This is a genomic window from Rhizobium sp. 11_C7_N12_5 (assembly GCF_051811145.1).
In the GTDB taxonomy this organism is placed as follows: Bacteria; Pseudomonadota; Alphaproteobacteria; order Rhizobiales; family Rhizobiaceae; genus Rhizobium; species Rhizobium lusitanum.
Genome location: NZ_JBPWPY010000002.1, coordinates 541958 through 562636, shown reverse-complemented (window position 1 = coordinate 562636; position 20679 = coordinate 541958). Strand labels below are relative to the sequence as shown.

18 protein-coding genes are annotated in these 20679 nt (G+C 61.3%); 13 read left to right on the top strand and 5 right to left on the bottom strand.

Annotated elements, in window-relative coordinates; all coding sequences use genetic code 11:
• The first annotated feature begins 229 nt into the window (after positions 1 to 229).
• Positions 230 to 999 (top strand): IS5 family transposase gene (locus AB8B29_RS21735; protein WP_423742918.1). Its coding sequence is split into 2 segments (ribosomal slippage): positions 230 to 569 and positions 569 to 999, totalling 771 coding nucleotides; the frame shifts between segments, so codons are not numbered across the junction.
• On the opposite strand, the gene AB8B29_RS21730 is transcribed toward AB8B29_RS21735, so the two are convergent.
• Both AB8B29_RS21730 and AB8B29_RS21725 read right to left on the bottom strand, forming a co-directional pair.
• Positions 996 to 1916, bottom strand: coding sequence for a dihydrodipicolinate synthase family protein (locus AB8B29_RS21730; protein WP_092573568.1), 921 nt, complete (start codon positions 1914 to 1916; stop codon positions 996 to 998). The genes AB8B29_RS21735 and AB8B29_RS21730 overlap by 4 nt on opposite strands.
• A gap of 83 nt (positions 1917 to 1999) precedes the next feature.
• The gene (locus AB8B29_RS21725; protein ID WP_047638529.1) at positions 2000 to 2713 is read right to left on the bottom strand and encodes a FadR/GntR family transcriptional regulator; all 714 of its coding nucleotides are present in this window, start codon (positions 2711 to 2713) and stop codon (positions 2000 to 2002) included.
• Between the two features lie 212 nt (positions 2714 to 2925).
• On the opposite strand from AB8B29_RS21725, the gene AB8B29_RS21720 reads away from it, so the two are divergent.
• The 5 genes from AB8B29_RS21720 (at position 2926) to AB8B29_RS21700 (ending at position 10087) form a co-directional block, all read left to right on the top strand.
• Positions 2926 to 4869 carry an ABC transporter substrate-binding protein gene (locus AB8B29_RS21720; protein WP_047638528.1) on the top strand — a complete coding sequence of 648 codons (1944 nt, stop codon included), beginning with the start codon at positions 2926 to 2928 and terminating at the stop codon, positions 4867 to 4869.
• Between the two features lie 86 nt (positions 4870 to 4955).
• Positions 4956 to 5942 (top strand): ABC transporter permease, encoded by a 987-nt coding sequence (locus AB8B29_RS21715; RefSeq protein WP_112440394.1) that lies wholly within the window; start codon positions 4956 to 4958, stop codon positions 5940 to 5942.
• 9 nt (positions 5943 to 5951) lie between these two features.
• Positions 5952 to 7073, top strand: a complete 1122-nt coding sequence (locus tag AB8B29_RS21710) for an ABC transporter permease (protein WP_047554862.1) — start codon at positions 5952 to 5954, stop codon at positions 7071 to 7073.
• Between the two features lie 7 nt (positions 7074 to 7080).
• The gene (locus tag AB8B29_RS21705; RefSeq protein WP_092573569.1) at positions 7081 to 8802 is read left to right on the top strand and encodes an ABC transporter ATP-binding protein; all 1722 of its coding nucleotides are present in this window, start codon (positions 7081 to 7083) and stop codon (positions 8800 to 8802) included.
• Between the two features lie 97 nt (positions 8803 to 8899).
• Positions 8900 to 10087, top strand: coding sequence for a galactarate dehydratase (locus AB8B29_RS21700; protein WP_037192145.1), 1188 nt, complete (start codon positions 8900 to 8902; stop codon positions 10085 to 10087).
• A 114-nt stretch (positions 10088 to 10201) separates the two neighbouring features.
• Here the strand turns inward: AB8B29_RS21700 and AB8B29_RS21695 are convergent, their stop codons facing one another.
• The 3 genes from AB8B29_RS21695 to AB8B29_RS21685 form a co-directional block, all read right to left on the bottom strand.
• Positions 10202 to 11512, bottom strand: coding sequence for an MFS transporter (locus tag AB8B29_RS21695; protein WP_037192147.1), 1311 nt, complete (start codon positions 11510 to 11512; stop codon positions 10202 to 10204).
• Positions 11513 to 11733: 221 nt separating this feature from the next.
• Entirely contained in the window at positions 11734 to 11940 is a 207-nt protein-coding gene (locus AB8B29_RS21690; protein WP_034506791.1) for a KTSC domain-containing protein, read from the bottom strand.
• A gap of 118 nt (positions 11941 to 12058) precedes the next feature.
• A complete protein-coding gene (locus AB8B29_RS21685) occupies positions 12059 to 12490 on the bottom strand; it encodes a VOC family protein (RefSeq protein WP_037192151.1) in 432 nt (143 codons plus the stop codon).
• A gap of 69 nt (positions 12491 to 12559) precedes the next feature.
• Here AB8B29_RS21685 and AB8B29_RS21680 point away from each other — a divergent pair, with 69 nt between their 5' ends.
• From AB8B29_RS21680 to AB8B29_RS21650, 7 genes are all read left to right on the top strand, one after another.
• Positions 12560 to 13141 carry a TetR/AcrR family transcriptional regulator gene (locus AB8B29_RS21680; RefSeq protein WP_037192153.1) on the top strand — a complete coding sequence of 194 codons (582 nt, stop codon included), beginning with the start codon at positions 12560 to 12562 and terminating at the stop codon, positions 13139 to 13141.
• 194 nt (positions 13142 to 13335) lie between these two features.
• On the top strand, positions 13336 to 14322 hold the full coding sequence (locus AB8B29_RS21675) for a BMP family protein (protein WP_037193134.1): 987 nt from the start codon (positions 13336 to 13338) through the stop codon (positions 14320 to 14322).
• A 12-nt stretch (positions 14323 to 14334) separates the two neighbouring features.
• Complete coding sequence (locus tag AB8B29_RS21670) at positions 14335 to 15759, top strand: amidase (protein ID WP_439006711.1); 1425 nt, start codon at positions 14335 to 14337, stop codon at positions 15757 to 15759.
• On the top strand, positions 15756 to 17282 hold the full coding sequence (locus tag AB8B29_RS21665) for an ABC transporter ATP-binding protein (RefSeq protein ID WP_439006710.1): 1527 nt from the start codon (positions 15756 to 15758) through the stop codon (positions 17280 to 17282). Before AB8B29_RS21670 ends, AB8B29_RS21665 begins: the two co-directional genes overlap by 4 nt.
• The gene (locus AB8B29_RS21660) at positions 17272 to 18321 is read left to right on the top strand and encodes an ABC transporter permease (protein WP_037192159.1); all 1050 of its coding nucleotides are present in this window, start codon (positions 17272 to 17274) and stop codon (positions 18319 to 18321) included. Before AB8B29_RS21665 ends, AB8B29_RS21660 begins: the two co-directional genes overlap by 11 nt.
• Positions 18318 to 19259, top strand: a complete 942-nt coding sequence (locus tag AB8B29_RS21655) for an ABC transporter permease (RefSeq protein WP_037192161.1) — start codon at positions 18318 to 18320, stop codon at positions 19257 to 19259. The genes AB8B29_RS21660 and AB8B29_RS21655 overlap by 4 nt, the downstream gene beginning before the upstream one ends.
• Positions 19260 to 19274: 15 nt before the next feature.
• The gene (locus tag AB8B29_RS21650) at positions 19275 to 20567 is read left to right on the top strand and encodes an amidohydrolase family protein (protein WP_037192163.1); all 1293 of its coding nucleotides are present in this window, start codon (positions 19275 to 19277) and stop codon (positions 20565 to 20567) included.
• The last annotated feature ends 112 nt before the right edge of the window (positions 20568 to 20679 follow it).

Here is a 20679-nt window from a genome sequence, read left to right as displayed (position 1 = left end):
TCGCTTGTAGTCCCGGTCAAAAGACGCGTAGTCAGCGCAGGGCCAATCCCTTGACGCGTTTGCACTTATCCGAGGGATCGGCGCATCATCGAACGAGCAATCAGATTTTGATGCAGCACGCCGCAAACATATGAACGGCGGAACCCGAAGCACTAGGTCACATACCCATAAAATAGTTTTTGTTTTTAATGGATTGTGATTCACTGCTTCCGTTGATTTGGAGGCAGTGATGGCTCGCTTTGATTTGACGGATTTCGAATGGTCGGTGATTGAACCGCTTCTTCCAACGAAGGTGCGCGGCAAGGCGAGGGTTGATGATCGGCGGGTGCTGAATGGTATCTTCTGGCGACTGAGAACGGGTGCGCCCTGGGCGGATATCCCGGCTCGATATGGTCCCTATACCACCTGCGTAAATCGCTTCAACCGGTGGCGCCATGCTGGGCACTGGGAGCGTATTCTCAACGCAATATCAGAAGCTTACGATGGCGACATCCAGATGATCGACAGCTCGTCAATCCGCGTACATCAACATGCTGCCAACGGCCAAAAAAAGAAGAGCGATCCGGTTGCATGGGTCGCTCGCGTGGCGGACTGACAACCAAAATCCATGCACTTGTCGATGCTGATGGCCGTCCAATCTTGCTGAAGCTGACGCCAGGCCAAGCGCATGATGGACGTTCGGCTGCCGATATGTTCGAGACTGTTCGGGCCGGAAATATCCTTCTGGCTGATCGTGCCTACGACAGCGACGCGTTGCGCCAAAACCTCAAAACCCGTGGCGCATGGGGATGTATTCGCCCTATGCCAAACAGGGTCAATATTCCCGTCTTCAGCCCATGGCTCTACAAACAGCGCAACGCGGTCGAGCGGTTCTTCAACAAACTCAAACACTTCAGAGCAGTCGCAACCCGATACGACAAACGCGACGACAACTTCCTCGCATCCGTCCAGCTAGCCTCAATTCGAATTTGGCTCCGATCTTATGAGTCGGTCACCTAGAGGGTAAATGCATCGCCCGTCTCCTGCCAACCGCAAAGCAGCGCGAACAACTCCTCGCGATCCTTTTGGTCGAGGCGCGGCAATCCCGGAACGCGGACTGGGCCGACATCAAGGCCGGAATAGGTGACCGCCTCCTTGACGACCGTGACGTTGGCGCCGTTGCGGAACTTCGTGCGCATGCGCTCGAAGGGCTCGAGCTTGTTGACGATCGCGCGCGCACCGGCGAAATCGCCTTTGGCCAAAGCCGCATGAACTGCGAGCGACAGTCGCGGCGCGACGTTGACGAGGCCGGAGGTGAAGCCGCGCGCTCCCGCCGCCGTAAAGCTCGGCGCCCAGCTTTCGGCGAGGCCGCAAACGAAGAGCGCGCCGTTCGGATCGGAAGCTGCAATCGCCCTTGAAAGCAGCATGAGATCCGTCGTGGCGAATTTGATGCCGACGATGTTGCCGTGACCGGCCAGGCGAACCATGTCGTCGACGCTGAAGCCGTCGGCACGGACATAGGCGACCAGCGGCAGCGGCGAGGCTTCCGCCAGGTTGCGAAAATAGTCGATCTGCGAAGCAGGGGCGGCGAAAGGGTCCACCGGCTGATGAGACATGACGGCGGTGGCGCCGATCGCGGCCGCGTCCTTGGCCATGCGGATCGCCTCGTGCAGGGAGCGGCCGATCGCCGCCGTCACCGGCGCCTTGCCGTCGACGCCCGATATGGCAGCTTCGTGGACGCGGCGGATCTCTTCCGGCGTCAGCGCATAGAACTCGCCGGTATTTCCAGCCGCGACGATATTGTGAATGCCGGCGACGGCAACCCGCTCATAGACCTTGGCGGTCACGCGTGGCTCCACCTCGCCGTTTCCATCATAGGCCGTCACGGGGACTCCAGACACACCGGTCAGCGCCTGGCGCATGATTGCAATACTCATGGTCCTACCCTTTACCTCTTCATCGTCAATCGAAGCTCTAAGGGGGCGTCAACCGCCTCACCTTCCTCGCTTCGAACATCCCATCAAACGCCCTGGAACATACGGGCGCGTGCATTCAAAATATGCCTCTTCATGGCGTCATGGGCCTCGGCCTCCTGCCGTGCGAAAATCGCCTCCACGATCACCGCATGCTCGTCCTGCACGCTGCGGATCTGCTCCGGCGTGCGCTTGAGGCTCAGACTGCGCGTCACAGAGTGCCCGATGGCGAAATGCGGCTTGAACCATTCGCGAACGGTAATGTGAAACTGATTGCCGGTCGCGATCGCAATGGCATCGTGCAGCCCCTGATCCTCCTCGGCACCAAGCCTGCCTTCACCAAGACATTGCTCAAGCTTCTGGAGCGCCGCTGTGATGCGCTCTTTATCGGCAGGCTGCCAATTGCGCGCGGCAAGCTCGGCTGCCTCCGCTTCAAGCCCTGCCCGGAATTCGAAGAAGCGCTGGACATCCGCGAGCGACCCCACAGGCACCATGTTCAACACCGACGAATCCGGTCGTTGTCGAACGTAGGAACCTGATCCCTTACGAGAGACGATCAGGCCGTCGGCACGCAGACGCTCCAGCGCATCGCGCACCACGGGCCTTGACGCGCCGAAGGTTTCGGCAAGCTTGGCCTCGGACGGCAAGCGCTCGTTCACCGGAAATTTGCCATCGGCGATCATGGCGACGATCCTCTCGTAGATGATGTCGCCAAAACGGGTCGGGCCCGCGCTGGAATCGTTGGCGACCGAGAGTGTCATTATCGTCCTTCTTGATGTTGCCGGATGGCAAGCAATAGCGCACTTCCTGCGCGTTAGGGCTATATAATCTGTAAATATCTGTCAACTCTTGTAATTATCTGAGAACGAACTTATGGTCGTGCCGCTGCGCCAGGACGGTGCATTGCGACGGGTTGGGAGCTTGTCGCGCCGGTTCAGACAAAGTCGGGCCGGCGTTCAACGGGAGGGATTCGATGCGCGATAAGATATTGTCTCGCGGTGTGAGCAGGCGTGCTGTTCTTGGAGGCATGGCGGGTATGGCAGCCTTGTCTTTAGCTGGCCGCGTCAGCGCCGCCGATGGCGGTGAAGCTCCGGCACTGGCTGATCTGGTCAAGGCAGGCAAACTGCCGCCACTCGCCGACCGGCTGCCGAAAAAGCCCATGGTCGTCACCCCTTACGAAAAGGTCGGAACCTATGGTGGCACGCTGCGGCGCGGCCTCAGGGGCTCGTCTGATCATAACGGCATTCTGCGCATGGTGGGCAACCAGAGCCTGGTGCGCTGGAACCTCGATTTCACCGAAGTCCTGCCCAATCTTGCCGAACGCTGGGACGTCAATGCCGACGCCTCGCAGTTCACCTTCCACCTGATCCAGGGTGTCCGCTGGTCGGACGGCCATCCGTTTACCGCCGACGACGTCGTTTTCGCGATCGAGGATTGCGTCAAGAACACAGATCTTTACAGCGCGACGCCGGCACAACTCTCCGTCGCCGGCAAGGCCGTTGATGTCACGAAGATCGATGATTATACGGTGAAATTCACCTTTGCGGCGCCAAATGCGCTCTATCTGGAAAACCTGGCGACCCCGCTTGGCCAGCATCCGACACTGTTTCCCAAGCACTATTGCAGCCAGTTCCTGCCGAAATACAATCCGAATGTCGCTGACGACGCCAAGAAGGCAGGTTCCAACAGCTGGCCCGAACTTTTCCGCGCCCGCTGCGGCGATATCGAGATCCCGTCGCGCTGGGGCAATCCGGACAAGCCGACGCTCGATCCCTGGGTCGTCAAGGAACCTTATACCGGCGGCGCCACACGCGTCGTCATGACCCGCAACCCGTACTTCTGGCAGGTCGATACATCAGGCAACCAGCTTCCCTATGTCGATGAGATCAACTTCGGCATCTCACAGGATGTGGAATCGCTGATGTTGAACGTCATCTCCGGCAAGATCGATATTCAGGAGCGTCATATCAGTGTGCTCGCGAACAAGCCGACGCTGTCGCAAAACATGAAGAAGGGCGACTATCGCCTTCTAACCTTGATCCCTTCGACCTCGCAGCAGTGCCAGATCTACTTCAACATCACCCACAAAGATCCGGCCATGCGCAAGATGTTTGCCGACAAATCGGTCCGGCAGGCGCTCTCGCTCGGCATCAATCGGCAGGAGATAATCGACATCGTCTATTTCGGCCAGAGCCAGGGCTATCAGGCCGGCCCCCGGCCTGAGCATCCCTGGTACAATGAAAAGCTGGCACGTCAATTCACCGACTACGATCCCGACAAGGCCGGCGCCATGCTGGATCAGGCCGGCTACGGCAAGAAGGATGCGAACGGCTTTCGCCTGCGGCCCGACGGCCAGAAGATCTTCTTTGCCGTCGACGTCATTCCGACCCTCTATCCCGACCTTGTCGACGCGCTGGAACTCGTCAAGGCGCATTGGGCGCAGATCGGCGTCGACATGAAGGTCAATACGATCGAGCGGGCGCTGTATTACACGCGCGGCGACGACAATGCCCATGACGCCCAGGTCTGGCCAGGACCCGGTGGTCTCGATCCGATGCTCGATCCGCGCGATTTCTTCGCCTTCCATCCGCAAGGCTCGCGCTACGCCATTCCTTGGTCGGTCTGGTACACCTCGAACGGCAAGCAAGGCGAAGAACCGCCGGAAAGCCAGAAGAAGCGCATGAAGCTCTTCGACGAAGCGCGCTCGACGGCTGATCTCAATAAGCGCGGCGCCGTCATGAAGCAGATCTTCGACATCGCCGCAGATGAATTCGAAACCGTTGGGCTTTGCCTTGCCGTCGGCGGCTTCGGCATCATCCGCAACAATCTGCGCAACGTTCCGGAAAAGCAGCCGGACAGCTGGTCATGGCCCAATCCGGGACCTGCCATGCCACAGCAGTTCTTCTTCACCAGCTGATCGGACTGATCAAGCGCCGCCTTCCGTGGGCGGCGCTTTCCTTCGTGCGGCGCTGCCTGCGACCGCGCTCAATGCGAGAGATTGCTATGCTCGTCTTCATCGGAAAACGCCTTTTGTGGATGATCCCATCCCTTTTTGCCATCAGCTTCCTCGCCTTCGTGCTGATCCAGCTGCCGCCCGGCGATTATGTGACGACCTATATCGCCACCCTCGCCTCTTCGAACGAGGTCGTCGACCAGAACACGGCAGCACAGCTGCGCGAACGCTTCGGTCTCGATCAGCCGATGCTCGTTCAATATCTGAAATGGATGTGGGGCATTCTTTCGCGCGGCGATTTCGGTATTTCGTTCGAATGGCAGCAGCCCGTCTCCGGCCTCATCTGGGAGCGCATGGCGCTGACGCTCATACTGGCGCTCGCCGCCCTGATCGCCACCTGGGCGATCGCGCTACCGATCGGCGTCTATTCCGCAGTCAAGAAATACTCGATCGGCGATTACCTCTTCACCGCCTTCACCTTTCTCGGCCTTGCCATCCCGTCTTTCCTGCTGGCGCTGGTGCTGATGTATGTCGCCGCGGTGGAATTCGGCCAGGATGTGGGCGGCCTGTTTTCCTCCGAATACGAGACCGCGCCCTGGAGCATCGCCAAGATGCTGGATCTGCTGTCGCATCTCTGGCTGCCCGTCATCATTCTCGCCGTCTCGTCGACCGCAAGCCTCATCCGCGTCATGCGCGCCAACATGCTCGATGAGCTGCCGAAGCCCTATGTGACGACGGCGCGGGCAAAGGGCCTGTCGGAGTTCAGGCTTCTGGTGAAATATCCCCTGCGCATCGCGCTCAACCCATTCATCTCGACGATCGCCTGGCTGCTGCCCAATCTCATCTCGGGGTCCGTCGTCGTCGCAATCGTCCTTAACCTGCCGACGGCAGCACCGCTGCTGCTACAGGCCCTGATGGCACAGGACATGTACCTCGCCGGCGCCTTCGTGCTGTTGATCTGCGCGTTGACGCTGGTCGGGTCGCTGATCAGCGACATCCTGCTTGCTCTCGTCGATCCCCGCATACGGTTGGAGTAGGAGCAGCCCATGGCCGACATCGCCGTCACAAACCTCCGCCCTGATCGTGCTGCGGTGGCATCGCAATGGCAGCTGATCTGGTGGGCATTCCGCCGCCACCGGCTCGCCATGGTCGCTCTCATCGTCACAGTACTGATGTACATCGTCGCCCTCGTGCCAGGGTTTTTCGCCATCAACGATCCCACTCTGCAGAATGCGCGGGCAACCTTCCATCCGCCGCAGAGGGTGCATTTCATCGACACCGACAACGGCTTCTCCCTCGGCCTGCATTACTATCCGCTGAAGCTTACCCGCGATCCGGAAACGCTCGCGGCGATCTTCAAGGAGGATACGACCAAGCGGGTCTCCATCAGCCTGTTTGGACGCGGCTACGACTATTCGGTGCTGGGCCTCTTTACGACAAACATCCATCTGCTCGCATCCTCCGACAAATCGACGCCTCTGCTGCTGTTCGGAGCAGACCGGCTCGGGCGTGACGTCTTCAGCCGCACGATACAGGGCGCGCAGATTTCGCTGTCGATCGGCCTTGTCGGTGTATTTTTCTCGCTGTTGCTCGGCATCGTTCTCGGCGGCATCTCAGGTTATTACGGCGGAAAGCTCGATTTCTTCATCCAACGCCTTATCGACTTCGTGCTGTCGCTGCCGACGATCCCGATCTGGCTCGCCATGGCTGCCGCACTGCCGCAGGGCTGGCCGGCCGCACTTCAATATATGATGATCACCATCATCCTGTCGCTGACGGGCTGGGCGCAGCTTGCCCGCGTCGTGCGTGGCCGTTTCCTGTCGCTGCGCACCGAGGAATTCGTGGCAGCCGCCAGACTGGACGGCGCGAGCGAAGGACGCATCATCTTCCGCCACATGCTGCCGAGCTTCGCCAGCCATATCATCGCCTCCATCACGCTTGCCGTGCCGGCGATGATCCTCGCCGAAACATCCCTCTCCTTCCTGGGGCTCGGCCTGCAGCCGCCGACCATTTCCTGGGGCGTGTTGCTGCGCGAGGCGCAGAACATCCGCTCGATTGCCACGGCGCCATGGCTGTTCCTGCCCGGCGTCGCCGTCGTCGTCGCCGTCATGGCGCTGAACCTTCTTGGCGATGGCCTGCGCGACGCGGCCGATCCCTACAACAAATGAGGCGGGTATGACCGATATCGTTTCCATGGCCACCACCCGCCCGCTGCTGCAGGTCAGGAACCTAACCGTCGACTTCCCTTTGCGAACAGGCACCTTTCGCGCAGTCGACAACCTCTCCTTCGCCATTGAACCGGGCAAGACACTGTGCGTCGTCGGCGAAAGCGGCTCCGGCAAGTCGGTAACCGCACGCTCGATCCTGCAGATCGTCGATGCTCCGGGGCGCATCAGCAACGGCTCGATCATCCTGAATACCGCGAACGGCACCTCCATCGATCTCGTCAAGCTCAATCCGCGCGGCCGCGAGATCAGGGCAATCCGCGGGCGCGACATCGCCATGATCTTCCAGGAGCCGATGGCCTCGCTCTCGCCGGTCCACACGGTCGGCGACCAGATCATGGAAGCGCTTCGCCTGCATACGAGAATGAGCAAGAAGGAGGCCCGCGCCGAGGCGATCTCGCTGCTGAAACAGGTGGAAATCCCGGCACCGGAAAAGGCCATCGACCGCTATGCCTTCCAATATTCCGGCGGCATGCGCCAGCGCGCGATGATCGCCATGGCGCTCGCCTGCAAGCCGCAGCTTCTGATCGCCGACGAGCCCACGACTGCGCTCGACGTGACGACCCAGGCCGAGATCCTCGACCTGATCGCCCGCCTGCAAAAAGCCTATGGCATGGCCGTGCTGTTCATCACCCATGACATGGGCGTCGTTGCCCAGATCGCCGACGATGTGCTCGTCATGCATAATGGCCTCGTCAAGGAGTACGGCCCGGTCGAACAGATTTTCCATGCGCCGAAGGACGACTATACGCGCATGCTGATCGGCTCCGTCTTGAAGCTCGAGGAGAAGGCCGAAATCCGGCTGGCGCGGCCACCGCTCGACCGGACCGTCGCCCCCATTCTCGAACTGCGCAACGTATCGATGGCCTTCGGCGAAGTCCGCGCCCTGAACGACGTCTCGATATCGCTTCTGCCGCGCGAAACGCTCGGGATCGTTGGCGAGAGCGGTTCCGGCAAGACGACGATGGGGCGCTCGATCATGCGCCTCATCGACCCCAGCGCCGGAGAAATCCTCTATCGTCGTACGGATGGCGAAGTCATCGATCTGGCAACGGCCAGGGGATCCGCGCTTGCGGCGGCGCGACGCGAATTGCGCATGGTCTTCCAGGACCCGTTCGGCTCGCTCAATCCGCGCATGACAGTCGCGCAGATCATCGGCGAACCGCTGCTCGTCAACGGCATTGCCCGCGGCCGGGCGCTCGATGAGCGGGTCTGCCACCTGATGGAGCAGGTCGGTCTCGACCCGAAGACGCGCGAGCGCTATCCGCATGCCTTCTCCGGCGGGCAGCGCCAGCGCATCGGTATCGCCCGCGCAATTACGCTCAACCCCCGCATCATCGTCGCCGACGAGGCGACGTCGGCGCTCGATGTCTCCGTCCGTTCGCAGGTGCTCGATCTGCTGATGCGGCTGCAGGATGAGCTCGGCCTCGCCTATATCTTCATCAGCCACGATATCGGCGTCATCCGTTACATGTGCGACCGCGTCGGGGTGATGTACAAAGGCCGCCTTGTTGAGGTCGGCGATGCCGAGAAGGTCTGCAACGCCCCGGAACACGCCTACACCCAGGCACTGATATCGGCCATCCCCCGCCCCGATCCGCGCGATCGGGATCGCTCAGGACGCTTCCGCTATGTCGAGCCGGAAGTCCTGAAAAATGGAAGCTTGGCGTGATGATGATCAGTCGGGCACCGGATCGCCACGGCGACGATTTCCAAACCTGCGGCACGTCCCACGCCGCATCCATAAGCATCGATAGAAGGAAATAGAGATGAAAATCGATCGCATGCGGGTGTTCATGACCCGCGACAAGGACCGCCCGCGCGTCATCGTCGCGCTCGACACGGATGATGGGCTGACGGGCTGGGGCGAATGCTACAATCACGGCCCTGACAAGGCGCTTCCGCCGCTGCTCGACTATCTCTATGCCTTCATCGCCGGTCAGGATCCGACCCGCATCGACTATCTCGTCAACCTGTTGATCCAGCAAAGCCGGTTCCCGCCCGGCGCGCTGGGCTTGGCCGCGATCTCCGCGCTGGACCATTGCCTGTGGGATCTTTCGGCCAAGGCCGTCAACGTTCCGGTCTACAAGCTGCTCGGCGGCGCGGTGCGTGATCGCATCAAGGTCTATGCCGGCGTCTATACCGCACCGGATGCGCCGGCGGCGCGGGACGAATTCGACCGCCTGAACGCCGAATGGGGCTTTACCGCCTTCAAGCTCAGCCCGTGGCGCATCGACATGCATGCCCATCGCTGGGGCAATGTCGTCAAGGCTTCGGCCGACTACTTCCGCTCGCTTCGCGAAACGGTGCGCGACGATTACGAGATCGCCTTCGACGCCCATGCGAAGATCTTCGAGCCGGTTGCCGCGCGCCAGCTCGGCAATGCGCTGGCCCCTTACGATCCGCTCTTCTACGAAGAGCCGCTGCGTCCTGAAAACATCGAAATGTGGGGTGAGCTGAAACAGGGGCTCAACTGCGTGTTGGCGACGGGCGAGTCGCTCTATAATCGCAACGAGTTCCTGCGCCTGCTGCAGGTGAAGGGTGCGGATCTCATCCAGCCCGATATCTGCGTCGTCGGCGGCATCAGCGAGATGCGGCGCATCGCAACGCTTGCCGAGGCTCACTTCGTCGGCGTCGCCCCGCACAATCCGATGGGGCCGCTGGCAACCGCCGTCAACGTCCACTTCTCGGCCGCCGCCCAGAACTTCAAGATCCTCGAATACCGACTGCCGAAGGGGCAAGCCTATGTCTATGGCGGCAACGATATCGAAAAGCGCCAGGGCGAGACCCGCTATGTCGTCGATCCCTATCTGCCGAAGGACGGCTACCTCGAGCTGCGCCCCGACAGGCCCGGCTGGGGCGTCGACATGGACGAGAAGGCGATGGAGGAAGAGGGCTATATTCACTGGCAGCGGCGCGTGCCCAAGCGCCCGGACGGCTCCTACGCTTTCGCCTGACCGTTCGTCGGAGAGCGGCTCTTCGGATGCAGTGACGACAATTCGCTCACCTTAAACGAGACGGGCGGCTCTATGGCCGCCCGTCTCAGTCAACAAGCAGTGCAGCCACTGCGATTACTTGACCCGTGCGGCACCTGGACTGCCAAGGTCGTGCGACTTCGGCGTGCTTGGCGCCATGCGCCCGATCACGAGAACCAACAGAGCCGCCGCAAACAGACAGGCGGCAAGGAAGAACATCGGCGCAATGGTACTCCCGGTGGAATCCTTGATCCAGGGAACGACGTTCTGGGCGACGAAACCGCCGAGATTGCCGACGGAGTTGATGGCGGCGAGGCCTGCCGCGGCACCTGCGCCCTGCAGGAAGCGCGACGGCAGGCTCCAGAACACCGGCTGACCTGCGAAGATGCCGGCTGCTGCAATGCACAGGAAGGTGAACTGCAATGTATGGTCGGGGACAACAGCTGAGAGAACCAGGCACGCGGCGCCGACGAGAGCAGGAATGACGATGAACGGCGTCTTCGAGGTCGCCTTGTCAGCCGCAGCTGGCACGGCATAGAGCGCAATGGCAACGAGGAGCCAGGGGATGATGTTCAGGAAGCCGTTGGTCGTGTTGCTGACGCCGAAATTCTTGACGATGGTCGGCAGCCAGTAGCTTAGCCCATAGGCGGCCAGCGGGAAACCGACATAGCAAAGAGCCATCAGCAGCACGCGGGGATTGATGAGCGCGCGGAAACCGTCGGAAGCGTTTTGCTCCATGCCTGAATTTTCCGCCGCGAGCCTGTCCTTGAGCCAGGTCTTTTCCGCATCGCTCAAAAACGAAGCCTTCAGAGGCAGATCGGGCAGATAGAAAAACGTGATGATGCCGGCAATGATGGCGGGAATGCCGGTGACGAGGAAAACCCATTGCCATCCGGCGAGGCCATAGAGCCCATTCAGATCCAGGAGGACGCCGCCGAGCGGCGCGCCGATCGCATTGGCGAATGCGCTGAAGATCATGAAAAGGCCGACCATGGTGCCGCGATAGGCCGAGGGATACCAGAGGGTCAGCAGATAGAGCACGCCGGGAAAGAAGCCCGCTTCGCAGGCGCCGAGCAGGAAGCGCAGGATGTAAAACATGGTCGCGTTCTGCGTATAGGCCAAGGCGACCGTGACGATCCCCCAGGACACCAGAATGCGGGCGAACCATTTGCTGGCACCGTACCTGTCGAGAAGCAGGTTGCTCGGGACTTCGAACAAGAAATAACCGATGAAGAACAGCGACGCGCCAAGGCCATAGGCATATTCGCTCATCCCAAGGTCACCGACCATTTCCAGCTTTGCGTAGCTGACATTCTGGCGATCGATGTAGGCGATCAGATAGAGGATCCCCAGAAAGGGCATGAGCCTCCAGGTAATCTTGGAGATAAGCTGCTTCTCATCAACCACGTCTCTTCCTCCCTGCAAGACGATATCGAGGGATGTAGATAGTGCAACTCAGCGTTTATCAATGCAGGTTTCGGCGAAAAGTCGGCAAGAGCGCTATGGAAGCATTGGCCGCCAACAGGCGGCAGCCCATGCTTTGCCATCCGAAAGAAGTCCACCGAGAGTACCACGCTCATGAAGCGGCGAACGCATCATGGTTCCATCGTCCATACCGGCAGGAAAGCCTAAGCGACGCGCTCGAACTGCGTGCGGATATGCTCGATATAGTGCTGGCCGGGCGAAGGTGCCTTCACCATGGCGGCCACAGCCTTTTGCGGCACACCGGTGAACTGGCGCTCCTCGCCATTCTTGAAGCGAATGAAAAGGCGCCCGTCATCGGGGCGGAAGAAGACGGATTTAATGATCTTTGACGAAACTGGAAGCTCTTGCATGGGTCACCTACCTTTGTTTCGCTTTGTTGCACAAAAACTGAAAACATTGAGTGAAATGACCTAGTTAACGAAAGATAGAATTGCTTCGACGGATTTTATACATTGCGGTTTACCCGCCCTATTCCCCCTTCGGCAAGGCGTCATCCGCATAGAGCGCCGCAAACTCGGCGCTCGGCGGTATAGGCTTGATGATGTCGATCAGCACACCATTCGGATCGGCGGTAATGAAATGGCGTTGACCGAAAGCTTCGTCGCGTATGGCAAGAAGGATCGGCAGGCCGGCTTCGCGTGTGCGCTCATAAACAGCGTCCACATCTTCCACTTCGAAATTAAGCAATAGCCCGGCGACCCGACCACGCCCTTCCGCCGGGATCGTCTCGTGCCGCCCGTCCAGGATGGCAAGGTTGATACCACTGTCCTGCGCTGACTGCAGATGCACATACCAGTGGCTGGCGAAATTTTGCTGGAAACCGAAATGCTCGATGTAGAAGGCTGCGGTCTCCTCAACGCGCTCCGTCATGATGACAGGATAATAGCTCGTCACCTTCATGCTTCCCATCTCCCTTAAAATAACATACAGTCTGCCTGTATTTCAGCAAATAACATACAGGCTGCATGCATGCAAGACTATCGCTCCAATCGGGAAAGAACCGAGAAGACCAAGGCGGCGCTGATCGCAGCCGCGCGGACGCTCTTCGTGGAAAAGGGCTATGCCGAAACATCGACGCCGGAGATCGTCACCGCGGCCGGCATCACCCGCGGCGCGCTCTATCATCATTTCGAAGACAAGCGCGCGCTGTTTCGCGCCGTCGTGCGGGAGGAAGCCCTTGCGGTGACTCGTGAGATAGAGCGGGCCGCCCCGAAGCGCCTCGCGCCGCTCGACGCGCTGATTGCCGGCGGCAACGCTTATCTCGACGCGATGCGGGTTGTCGGCCGCACCAGGCTTCTCCTGATCGAGGGACCGACCGTGCTTGGCTTTGTGGAAATGAAGCAGCTGGACGAGGAAACCACCGCCCTCACCTTGAAACATGGCCTTGAAGCCGCGCTCGGCCCGGGGAACGGCTCGCGCATTCCCGTCGATGCATTGGCAGACATTCTTTCTGCCGCGTTTGATCGTGCGGCCCTCGCCGTGGATGCCGGCGGGGACGCGGCGCGCTATCGTGCCGCCATTGCCCATATGATCGAGCATATAACTGGCTGACTTTACTCGCGTCGGCCGTCCCATCGGATACCACAGTGCCGGGTGGATATAAGCTGTCTCAGAGGGTCGGAAACTGATCGTGACAAGAAGGCGCTGGTTGCGCGCATATTATTTAAGCATGCCGATTGCTTGACACATTTTTAGCCCCCACCTATGATTTTTACCAAATGATCAAAAAGCAGGGGATCAAAAAAATGACCAATGAAATCATACTGTCACGTCGTGCCGTCATCGCTTCGGGCATCGCGCTGGGGGTAAGCGCGCTTGCGCCGGCCGCTCGTGCCGCCGCGCCGCTCAAAGTGGCCGGCATTCATGCCTCTCCCGTCGAAAACGCCTGGAATTCCTGTCTTCACAAGGCGCTCCAGGACGCGGCCAAGGAGGGTGTTATCGAATACGTCTTTTCCGAAGGCGTTTCGGGCACCGATTATCCTCGCGCCATGCGCGAATATGCCGAGCAGGGCAACAAGCTGATTATCGGCGAGGCTTATGCGGTGGAGAAGGAAGCACGCCAGGTCGCCGCAGACTACCCGGACACGGCCTTCGTGCTTGGATCGAGCGGCGAAGCGGCCGGCAGCAACTTCGGCGTCTTCGGCACATGGAACCATGACGGTGCCTATCTCGCCGGCATGCTGGCGGGCAAGATGACCAAATCCAACGTCGTCGGCTCCGTCGGCGCGATCCCGATCCCCGAGGTCAACATGCTGATCAACGCCTTTGCAGCAGGCGTCAAGGCGGTCAATCCCGACTGCAAGCATCTGGTCTCCTTCATTGGCACCTTCTTCGATCCACCCAAGGCGCGCGAGGCAGGCCTTGCGCAGATCGATGCGGGCGCCGACGTTCTCTTCGGCGAGCGCATCGGCACAGCCGACGCCGCCAAGGAGCGCCACATCAAATCCGTGGGGTCGCTCATCGACTACACGCCGCGCTATCCGGACACGGTTTTCGCCAACGCCATGTGGTACTTCCGTCCCATTCTCAATGCCGCCATCGCCGATGCCGCCGCCGGCAAGCCGGTCGGCCGCAGCTACACGGCCTATGGCCTTATGAAGGAAGGCGGCAGCGATATCGTCTACGTCAAGGGTGTCGCGCCGGCGGACGCCGAAGCCGCGATGGAGAAGGTCCGCACCGACATCAAGGCCGGCACTTTTGAAGTGCCGAAGATGATGGATCAGCCGAAGTAATTCGGCCTGGTCATGAGCAGCCCGTCATCGGCCGACGCCACGGACCTCGCCGACGCCATCAAATCCGGCAAGCTCACCTGCACGGAAGCCATGCAGGCCTCTCTTGCCGCTTGCGCAGTCCATGAGGATCTCGGTGCCATAGCCTATCTCGACGCCGGGATGGGTCTTGCTGCCGCGCAAGTGATGGATGGAGAAGCGTTGGAGCGGCCCGAGCGTTTTGCGGCGCGATCATTCGCGGGCGTGCCGACCATCGCCAAGGATCTCGGTGGCCCCTTTGCAGGGCTGCAGGTGACGGCCGGCTCACGTCTTTTCGAGCGTAAAGGCAGTGAGGCCGACAGCGATCTGGCAAGACGATTTCGCGAGGCTGGCCTCTGCGCGTTCGGGCTGAGCACCAGCCCCGAGTTCGGCTTATCGCTCGCCTCCGAGCCGGCCATGGGTCCGATCTGCCGAAATCCGTTGGATCCGAGCCGCACCGCAGGCGGTTCCTCCGGCGGTGCGGCGGCCGCCGTTGCCGCCGGCATCGTGGCGATTGCCCATGCCACGGACGCGGGCGGATCGATCCGCGTGCCTGCCGCGTGCTGCGGCTTGGTTGGCCTGAAGCCGACCCGGGGTGCTATGCCCGCCGGCCCGGCCTTCGGCAATCATCTCGGCGGCATTGCCAGCGAGCTTGCCATCACCCGTTCCGTACGCGATACAGCCCGAATCTTCGCTGCCCTGCGCGGCATGACGAAGGGACCCTTTGCCGACATCGCGGAGCCTGCCGCCAAGCCGGGGAGCCTTCGCATCGGTCTGCTCGCAGATACCGGCGAGCGTTACCCGACCGCGGCCGATCGGCTGGAGGCGGTCGAAGCGGCCGCCGGCTTCCTCGAAAAGCAGGGGCACCGGCTTGTCCCGCTCGCCTGGGCTGATGTCGACGAAGCGGTCGCAGCCGGCGCCCGCGCCTTCGGCCACATCGTTTCCGTCAATATCGCTGGCCTGATGGACGACCTCAAACTGGATATTCTGGCGACAGAGGCAATGACGCAGGCCTTCATCATGCGCGGACGCGCCATGCCGGCGACGGCACTTTGGAGCGCCCTCAATGGCGCGGTAAGAGCAAGCCGCACATTGTGGGACCTCTTCGAGAAGGTCGATGTCATCGTCATGCCGATGCTGGCTAAGGCAGCTCCACCGATAGGATCCTTTCCAACGGATCATGGCGATACGGACCTGCATCTCGAGCGGATGACGGCTTTCGCGCCGCTTGCGTCGCTTGCCAACGTCTCCGGCTTTCCGGCCATTACGCTTCCCTTCGGCGCCGATGCCAATGGCCTGCCATTGCCGATCCAGCTCGTGGCGCCGATGGGCGAAGACGCGCTGCTTCTCTCGCTTGCGGCTCAGCTTGAAGCCGATGGGCGCTGGCAACACCGCCATCCGATCGCGGGGCTGGCCGCATGAACACGCCTGTTCTGACGATCGAAGGTGTCAGCAAACGGTTCGGCAATACCGTTGCCAATGACAATATCTCGCTGACGCTCGCCAAAGGCGAAATTGTCGCCCTGCTCGGGGAGAACGGTGCCGGCAAGACGACACTGATGAGCATTCTCTTCGGCCATTATGTGCCGGACTCCGGGCGCATCCTTGTCGATGGCGCCGAGCTGCCGCGCGGCAAGCCTCGCGCCGCAATTCGCGCCGGGGTCGGCATGGTGCACCAGCATTTTTCACTCGCACCCAATCTGACCGTGCTCGAAAACGTCATGACCGGCACGGAGACGCTCTGGTCCCTGCGATCGCAGACCGGAGCCGCGCGCAAGAAACTGATGGCGATTGCCGAGCGCTTCGGCCTGAAGGTCGATCCGGACGCACGCCTCGGTGACCTCTCGGTCGGCGAGCAACAGCGAGTGGAAATCCTGAAGGCGCTCTATAACGATGCGCGTATCCTGATCCTCGACGAACCGACGGCAGTGCTCACACAAATCGAAGCGGAACGGCTGTTCGCAACGCTGAAGGAGATGGCAGCACAGGGCCTGTCATTGATCTTCATCTCGCATAAGCTCGATGAAGTCATGGCGACAGCCGATCGTATCGTCGTCCTGCGTGGCGGCAAGGTTGAGGCCGAACGACGGGCGACCGAGACCAACAAGGCGGAGCTTGCGGAACTCATGGTCGGCCACCGGGTCACTCGGCCAACCCGCGAAGCGAGCACGCCGGGCGAAATTGCGCTGGAGGCGCGCGATATCACCGTGAAGATCGGCGATGTCGAGCGATTGAAGAAGATCAGTTTCCGCCTGCGCGCCGGCGAGATTCTCGGCATTATCGGCGTATCCGGCAATGGCCAGGCGGCGCTGGGACAAATCTTGTCCGGCACGCTGGCCCGCACAGCAGGCGAGCTTCTGCTCTTTGGCGAGCCCATCGATAATCCAGATGTGGCCGAGATCATTGGCGCCGGCATCGGGCGTATTCCCGAAGACCGAAACCGGGACGGCGCGATCGGCGAAATGGCGATCTGGGAAAATGCCGTGCTGGAGCGCCTGCCATCTTTCTCGAAGCACGGGCTGGTCGACCGCAGGGCCGGCATGGCCTTTGCGCAGGAGATCATCGATACATTCGATGTGCGCGTCGGCAACCCGGCGAGCCGCACCCGGCTTCTGTCCGGCGGCAACATGCAGAAGCTGATCCTCGGCCGCAATCTACATGAACGGCCGCGCGTCCTTGTCGCCGCCCAGCCGGCACGCGGCCTGGACGAAGGGGCGGTGGCGGCCGTTCACGGCCGCATATTGGAGGCGCGCCGGCAGGGCACGGCCGTGCTTCTGATTTCTGAGGACCTGGATGAAGTCATTGCCCTGGCCGACCGCATTCAGGCGATCGTCGGCGGCAAGCTCTCAGCGCCCATCGATGCGGACGAGGCGAATGCGCGCGCGTTGGGGTTGATGATGGCCGGAGAATGGAAAAGCGGGAGCGAGGCCGGCCATGCGGTTTGAACGGCGCGAACATCGCCCTCTTTACATGATGGTCCTCGCGCCGTTGCTGGCGATCGTCGCGGCTCTGGCGCTGGCGGGGATACTCATCGCCATTGCCGGCGCGCCCGTTCTCGAAGCCTATTGGCGCATCCTGATGGGTGCCTTCGGCTCGCGGCTTTCCGCGACCGAGACGTTGACACGCGCGACGCCGCTGATCCTGACGGGGCTGGCGGCCGCAGTCGCCTTTCGCGCCCGCCTTTGGAATATCGGCGCCGAGGGACAGTTCTATTTCGGCGCGATCGCGGTCGCAGCCTTTGGCTCGAAACTGCTCGCCAGCCTGCCGGCTCCGATCCTGATTCCGCTGCTTCTGGTCATCGGCGCCATTGCCGGCATGGTATTGATCCTCATTCCCCTGTGGCTGAGACTTCGCTTTTCCGTCGATGAGGTCGTTACCAGCCTCATTCTCAATTTCATCGCCGTGCTTTTCGTGTCCATGCTGATCGATGGCGTGCTGAAGGATCCGACCGCTTTCGGCTGGCCGCAATCCCAGGCCGTCGTCGATCATGCCATGCTGCCGAAACTGATCGCCCGCTCCCGCCTGCATATCGGTTTTGCGATCGCCATCGCGCTTGCAGCACTCGTCTATTTCATCCAGTCACGCACCGTCTTCGGCATGCAGTCTCGTGCCGCCGGCCTCAATCCGTCGGGTGCCGTCTTTGCCGGCGTCCGGCTTGGATCGACGCTGGTCAAGGTCGCCTGCCTTTCGGGCGGCCTCGCGGGCCTTGCCGGCGCGATCGAGGTGCTGGGCGTCAAGGGTTATGTCACGACGGATCTGTCGCCGGGTTTCGGCTATGCCGGTATTGTCGTCGCCATGCTTGCCAATCTCAATCCGCTCGGCGTGGTGCTGGCCGCGATCTTCACGGCGATGATGTTCGTGGGCGCCGATGGGATGAGCCGCAGCCTCGGCATTCCCACCTATATCGCTGACGTCACGGTTGCCTTGTCGCTGCTGACCATGCTGATCGCGCTGTTCTTCACGCAATACAGGATCCGCCGATGAGCACGCTGGTCGACATCATCGCTTCCGCCGGGCTCTGGGCAGCCGTACTGCGCATAGCCACGCCGCTGATCTTCGGCACGCTCGGAGCGCTCCTGTGCGAGCGCGCCGGCGTCCTCAATCTCGGCATCGAGGGCATCATGACCTTCGGCGCAATGATCGGCTGGCTCTCGGTCTATCACGGCGCCGATCTCTGGACCGGACTTCTGATCGCCGCGCTCGCCGGCGGCATTTTCGGCCTGCTGCATTCGGCGCTGACGGTGACGCTCGGCCTGTCGCAGCATGTGTCCGGCCTTGGTGTGACGCTCTTCGCCTCCAGCTTCAGCTATTATGTCTTCCGGCTGATCGTGCCGGTCGCCGGGACGCCGCCGACGATCACGCCGTTCCAGCCGATCGCTATTCCGGGGCTCTCGACCCTGCCCTTCATCGGCCCTGCCCTTTTCACGCAGACCGCGCCGACTTATCTTGCGATCCTCCTGGCGCTCGTAATGGCCTACATCATCTTTCGCACGCCGGTCGGGCTTGCCATCCGGATGACAGGCGAAAATCCGCATGCCGCCGAAGCCCAGGGCGTCAACCCGATGAAAGTTCGCTACGGCGCCGTTGTTGCCGGCAGCGCCTTGATGGGAATGGGCGGTGCATTCCTGACACTTTCGGCCTTCAACAGCTTCTTTCCAACCATGGTGCAGGGGCGCGGCTGGATCTGCATCGCGCTCGTCGTCTTTGCGTCGTGGCGGCCGGGTCGAGCGCTGTTCGGAGCGCTGCTTTTCGCCTTCTTCGATGCCTTCCAGCTACGCTTGCAGACTGCAGTGCAGGGCGTGCCTTACCAGATCTTTTTGATGACACCCTATATCCTATCCATCGTTGCGCTCGCCGTCATGAGCCGGCGCGCCCGTGTGCCGCAGGCACTGATGCAGCCCTACCGCCGCGGCGAAAGATAATCCGAGGAGCTTTTCATGTTCGACCTGATCATTCGCAAAGCCAATCTGCCAGATGGCCGCAAGGGCTTCGATATCGCGGTGAAGGATGGCAAGATCGCCACCATCGAAGCCTCGATTGCCGCCGAGGCGAAGGACGAGATCGATGCGACCAATCGGCTGGTGAGCCCGCCCTTCATCGATCCGCATTTCCATATGGACGCGACCCTGTCGCTCGGCCTGCCGCGCATGAATGTGTCAGGCACGCTTCTGGAAGGCATCGCCCTCTGGGGAGAGTTGCGTCCGATCGTCACGAAGGAAGAGCTTGTTGAGCGCGCTCTGCGCTATTGCGACCTTGCCGTGACGCAAGGTCTGCTCTTCATCCGCAGCCATGTCGATACCTCCGACCCGAAGCTGGTGACGGCCGAGGCGCTGCTCGAGGTCAAGGAGAAGGTGAAGCCCTATATCGACCTGCAACTCGTCGCCTTCCCGCAGGATGGCTATTATCGCGCCAAGGACGGTGTGGCGTCGCTGGCGCGCGCCCTCGACATGGGCGTCGACATCGTCGGCGGCATCCCGCACTTCGAGCGCACAATGGACGAAGGCAAGGCCTCGGTGGAAGCGCTTTGCAGGATTGCCGCCGACCGCGGCCTTCCCGTCGATATGCATTGCGACGAAACCGACGATCCGATGTCACGCCACATCGAGACGCTGGCGGCCGAAACCATTCGCTTCGGCCTACAGGGCCGGGTCGCCGGCTCGCATCTGACCTCGATGCATTCGATGGACAATTACTATGTCTCCAAACTCATCCCGCTGATGGCGGAAGCGAGGATCAACGTCATCCCCAATCCGTTGATCAACATCATGCTGCAGGGCCGGCACGACACCTATCCGAAGCGCCGCGGCATGACGCGCGTGCGCGAACTGATGGACGCCGGCCTCAACGTTTCCTTCGGCCATGATTGCGTGATGGATCCCTGGTACTCGATGGGCTCGGGCGACATGCTGGAAGTCGGTCACATGGCGATCCATGTGGCCCAGATGGCCGGCATCGAGGACAAGAAGAAAATCTTCGACGCGCTGACTGTGAACTCCGCCAAAACGCTCGGCCTCGAAGGCTACGGGCTGGAAAAGGGCTGCAACGCCGATCTCGTGATGCTGCAGGCGGTCGACACGGTGGAGGCGCTGCGCCTGAAGCCCAATCGTCTGGCCGTCATCAAGGGCGGCAAGGTGATCGCCCGCTCGGCGCCACGCATTGGCGAACTCTTCCTCGACGGCAGACCGTCGCGGATCGACGGCGGGCTCGACTACGTGCCCGTTCAGAAGTAGCGCGCTAGCCGCATCGCGGCAGGCGTGGGAAACCTTACTTTCCGACGCGCCTCCTGCTGCTCACAAATCGGATCGCCGAAATCCCTGGCCGAATTCGTATAGTCGGCGCTGG